The organism is Fannyhessea sp. (assembly GCF_986145555.1).
In genome coordinates this window covers 1-4,426 of the sequence record NZ_CFRCNA010000046.1, presented here as the reverse complement: position 1 = coordinate 4,426, position 4,426 = coordinate 1, and the positions used below count along the sequence as shown (strand labels likewise).

The 4,426-nt window shown below is 40.7% G+C and carries 3 protein-coding genes, 2 tRNA genes and 2 pseudogenes; 5 read left to right on the top strand and 2 right to left on the bottom strand.

Going from position 1 to position 4,426, the window contains the following annotated elements; all coding sequences use genetic code 11:
• The 4 genes and pseudogenes from AC5GD6_RS06070 to AC5GD6_RS06055 all read left to right on the top strand — a co-directional run.
• Positions 1 to 189: pseudogene (locus tag AC5GD6_RS06070) on the top strand (branched-chain amino acid ABC transporter permease); the annotation flags it as partial.
• A 9-nt stretch (positions 190 to 198) separates the two neighbouring features.
• Positions 199 to 1,326, top strand: a complete 1,128-nt coding sequence (locus AC5GD6_RS06065; RefSeq protein WP_464361324.1) for a branched-chain amino acid ABC transporter permease — start codon at positions 199 to 201, stop codon at positions 1,324 to 1,326.
• Positions 1,319 to 2,266, top strand: a complete 948-nt coding sequence (locus AC5GD6_RS06060; RefSeq protein WP_464361325.1) for an ABC transporter ATP-binding protein — start codon at positions 1,319 to 1,321, stop codon at positions 2,264 to 2,266. The genes AC5GD6_RS06065 and AC5GD6_RS06060 overlap by 8 nt, the downstream gene beginning before the upstream one ends.
• Positions 2,267 to 2,986, top strand: coding sequence for an ABC transporter ATP-binding protein (locus tag AC5GD6_RS06055; RefSeq protein WP_061102754.1), 720 nt, complete (start codon positions 2,267 to 2,269; stop codon positions 2,984 to 2,986).
• A gap of 220 nt (positions 2,987 to 3,206) precedes the next feature.
• Here AC5GD6_RS06055 and AC5GD6_RS06050 read toward each other — a convergent pair.
• Together AC5GD6_RS06050 and AC5GD6_RS06045 are read right to left on the bottom strand one after the other, a co-directional pair.
• Positions 3,207 to 3,282: transfer RNA gene (locus AC5GD6_RS06050), tRNA-Lys, on the bottom strand.
• A 10-nt stretch (positions 3,283 to 3,292) separates the two neighbouring features.
• Positions 3,293 to 3,368, bottom strand: a tRNA-His gene (locus AC5GD6_RS06045).
• A 448-nt stretch (positions 3,369 to 3,816) separates the two neighbouring features.
• Between AC5GD6_RS06045 and AC5GD6_RS06040 the strand changes: the two are divergent.
• A pseudogene (locus AC5GD6_RS06040) lies at positions 3,817 to 4,426 on the top strand (CAP domain-containing protein); the annotation flags it as partial.

Below are 4,426 nucleotides of genomic sequence, written 5' to 3'. Positions count from 1 at the left end.
GTTTTAGGCGGAATTGGTTCTATTCCTGGTGCAGTGATCGGTGGTTTGGTTGTGGGCTTTGCCGAAGTTCTTGTTTCTGCATGTGGTCTCTCTGTTTGGAAAGACGCGATTGTCTTTTTGCTTCTAATTATTGTTTTGGTCGTTAAGCCTACAGGTATTTTAGGCAAACCGATTAATGAGAAAGTTTAGGAGAAGAACATGCGTTTATTTCATTCGTCTCAAAAAACATCAAAGAATAGTGCCCAAGCTGCTCAAGCATTTGATAGTGCTCCTCATCTTTCAACGCCTGTGAGTTATCTTGTTAACACACTTCTTATTGTGATTGTTATTGCGCTTGGCCAGTTTTTGATCGCTTCTGCATTTATTTCTCGATATCAAATTTCTGTTCTCGAGCAAATTGGTATTTATATCATCATGGCTGTTTCCCTTAACTTGGTAACAGGCTATCTTGGTCAGCTGCCACTTGGTCACGCAGGTTTTATGTCGGTAGGAGGCTATGCAGGCGCTATCTTTATTATGAAGTGCGCAGAAGCGCTTCACCTGGCACCTCGTGCTTTTGTTCTTTTATCTCCCGTTGCAGTTGCTATTTTTATAGGTGGTGTAGTTATTGGTGGTCTTGCTGCAGCTTTGTGTGGCTTAATCATTGGTATTCCAGCGCTTCGTCTTAAAGGCGATTATTTAGCTATTATTACGCTTGGCTTTGCCGAAATCATTCGTGTAATTATGCAAAATTTTGATGACACCTTTAATGTTACCCTCACGGGGGGTGCAAAAGGTTTAACTGGAATACCTTCATTTACCAACTTCATTAATACGTCGGTTCTCGTTGTTATCACCATTTTTGTTATTCATACGCTCATGAAGTCCAGGTGGGGTAGGGCAATTTACGCGATTCGCGACAATGAAATTGCAGCCGAAGCAAGTGGAATTTCGATTACTATGTATAAAACAACTGCTTTTGTACTTTCAGCTTTTTTTGCAGGTGTTGCAGGTGTTTTGTATGCTGGTTGTATTGGTGTTCTTGCCCCAGCAAAATTTGGATTTATGAAATCGGTTGAGATCTTGGTTATGGTTGTTTTGGGCGGTATGGGTTCTATGCTTGGATCTATTCTTTCTGCAACCACACTTACCGTTCTGCCTGAATTACTGCGAGGATTTTCTGACTATCGTATGATTGCATATTCTGTTGTTCTCATTTTAGTCATGATATTTAGACCTAAAGGCCTTTTTGGGTCCTATGATTTTTCGCTCTCTCGTATTCTTGGTAAGTTGATGTTGAAAGTGCGTGGCGCATCGAGTAAAAAAGAGGTGAGTGCTCATGAATAATGATAAGACAAAAGTTGAAGTTGAGGGTATAGACCCTACCAATTCCGTTGAATCAAAGACTACGTTACAAGATAAGCCGTCATCTTCGCTCTCGTTAGGGAAAAGGCTACGTTCAATTCTTGTACCTGTTGAGTCACCTAATTTATTGCCCGAGCGTGATCTTGGAAAAATTCCTGTTTTACAAGCAGAGCATTTGGGAATCGACTTTGGTGGTCTTACTGCCGTTGATAACTTTAATATTGCCATTGGCAAAACTGAAATTGCTGGTTTAATAGGTCCTAATGGTGCAGGTAAAACAACTATTTTTAACCTGCTCACTAACGTGTATAAACCTACGCGCGGTACTGTGTTAGTAGACGGCTATGACACTGCCGGAAAAACCATCACACAAGTTAATAAAATGGGTGTGGCTCGTACATTTCAAAATATTAGGCTTTTTAATCAGATGAGCGTACTTGATAATATTTTGGTTGGCTTTAACTCTTCTATGTCAACAGGGCTTGTGAGCGATGTTTTTCGTCTTCCTAAGCACTGGAGACAAGAGCAAGAATTTAAAGAGAAAGCATATGAGCTTTTAGGCTTGTTTGATATGCAAAAAACTGCCTATACTTCTGCAGGAAATTTGGCGTATGGACAGCAGCGTTGCTTAGAAATTCTTCGTGCGCTTGCAACGCAACCAAAGGTGTTATTGCTTGACGAGCCTGCTGCAGGTATGAATCCTTCCGAAACGGCAGCTCTTACTGAGCATATCGAAATTATTCGCGACACGTTTAAGATTGCAATTTTGCTTATCGAGCACGATATGAACCTTGTTTGTGGTGTATGCGAATCTGTTGGCGTGCTTGATTACGGAAAAATTATTGCTAAGGGAACGCCTGAGGACATTCAGCATGACCCACGTGTTATAGAAGCCTACCTTGGTAAACAGGAGGTGGCGTAAATGGCGCTTTTAAAAGTTTCCGATTTACATGTGTCTTACGGAATGATTAAGGCCGTTCGTGGTATCAGTTTTGAAATTAACGAGGGTGAGATTGTGTCTTTAATTGGTGCCAATGGTGCTGGTAAGTCTACAACGCTCAACACGCTTGCAGGTTTGTTGAAGCCTCAGTCTGGAGAAATTTTATTTGAGGAAACATCCCTTGTTGGGATGCCTGCACATAAAATTGTTCGCCGTGGTCTTGCGCTTTGCCCCGAAGGACGCCATGTTTTTACCAATATGCGTGTTGAAGAAAACCTTATGATGGGTGGATACACGCAAAATGACGCACAGAATAAACAAACGCTCGAACGCATTTACGAGCATTTCCCCCGTTTAAAAGAACGTCTTAAGCAATCTGCAGGTACCATGAGTGGTGGTGAACAACAAATGCTTGCTATGGGTAGAGCCTTAATGAGTAAGCCTCGGTTGCTCATGCTCGACGAGCCCTCTATGGGTTTAGCACCTATTTTGGTTAAAGAAATTTTTTCGATCATCAAAGAGCTTAACGAGCAGGGGACTACTATTTTATTGGTAGAACAAAACGCTTCAATGGCGCTTTCAATTGCTGATCGTGGCTATGTTTTAGAAACAGGTACGCTTACCAAAACTGGTACAGGACAAGAGCTGTTGCATGACGACGATGTTCGCAGAGCTTATCTTGGTGGCTCTTCCAAAAAGTAATATTATCTCTGTGTTGCTTATAACTGTCTATGATGTAAAGCCCTTCTCAGAAGAAGGGCTTTTTTTGAGGTATTGTTACATCCGCTTTTTGTGTTGCCGGTATTCTCGCATCTTAAGAACACACAATTTTTGATATGCAGCACATAAGAATAGACAATTAGAATAATCAAATCGAAATACTTTTGAGGTTTATCTTTATATGATTAAATAAATCAAAAAATGGTGGGTCGTGAGGGGGTCGAACCCTCGACCTTGGGATTAAGAGTCCCCTGCTCTACCAACTGAGCTAACGACCCACATACAAAATGGGGTGGGTAGAGGGGCTCGAACCCTCGACCTCCGGAGCCACGGTCCGGCGCTCTGCCAACTGAGCTACACCCACCATCAAGTAGTGCGTTGATAATGATGACGAATAATTGTAAAAAGTGCAAGCCTTTTTTGCGAAAAAGATTGAAATATGGAAAAATCTTCGTAATCTTACATGAATAACACGCGTAAAGTTTTGATTTTACGATACTTGGCAGTACGTTCGGACATGTGATTAGTGAGTATCGCTCTATTAAAGTCATTATCATCTGCACCTTAATCTGCTATCTAACGTTTAAAATATAATTAATGTTCAATTTGTGTACGAATAATTTGTATGAGCTCATAGCTTTAAGGCTTCTTTACTTTTTTTGCATTTCTTTTATGAAATGACGCATGTCCTTTTTAATTTTATCTTTGTTTAAAAGCGCACAGTTACAATATGATAAATTAATTCATAATTTATAATCATGGGATTATTTTTTGTAAAATAATCCGAGAAATTTAGTCAAAGGAAGGGCTATATGATTTCCTGTAAACCTTTTGAGCATGCCAGATCACGTCCTCACGCTTCGATTTTTGCCGCTGCAGTTACGCTTGGTCTAGGGTGTTCAATTCTATTTTCAAATCCGCAGACTGCTTTAGCGCAAAATAGTGGTTGGATCCATGATGGTAATTCGTGGAGTTACCTTTTAAGCGATGGTACGTATGCCAGTGGTTGGTTTAAAACTCCAAATGGTAAATGGTTCTATTTTGATCCCGAATCACATAAAATGGCTACGGGTTATCTCGATAATGGCGACGGAAAATCATACTGGATTGATGAATCACAAGGCCTTGTATACGATGGATGGGTTAAGGACACTAAAGGGCACTGGCTTCACACGAATGAAGACGGCTGTCTAGTTACTGGTTGGTATCGCGCAGGTGATGGTGCTTGGTGGTATTTTGATAACAATGGGTATGCACAATTTGGAGCACTTACTAATCTTAATCACCCATTTTATATTGATTACTCAAAAGGACTTCTGTATGACCGCTGGGTACAAGATAGCCAAGGAAACTGGTTACATACTGATGATAATGGAGTCTTAGCAACAGGTTGGTTTAAGACCAAAAGCGGATACTGGTTCT

What these genes read in the sequence shown, in the direction of transcription:
- AC5GD6_RS06065 (WP_464361324.1), top strand. Translation starts at nt 199, where the DNA reads ATGCGTTTATTTCATTCGTCTCAAAAAACATCAAAGAATAGTGCCCAA.
- AC5GD6_RS06060 (WP_464361325.1), top strand. Translation starts at nt 1,319, where the DNA reads ATGAATAATGATAAGACAAAAGTTGAAGTTGAGGGTATAGACCCTACC.
- AC5GD6_RS06055 (WP_061102754.1), top strand. Translation starts at nt 2,267, where the DNA reads ATGGCGCTTTTAAAAGTTTCCGATTTACATGTGTCTTACGGAATGATT.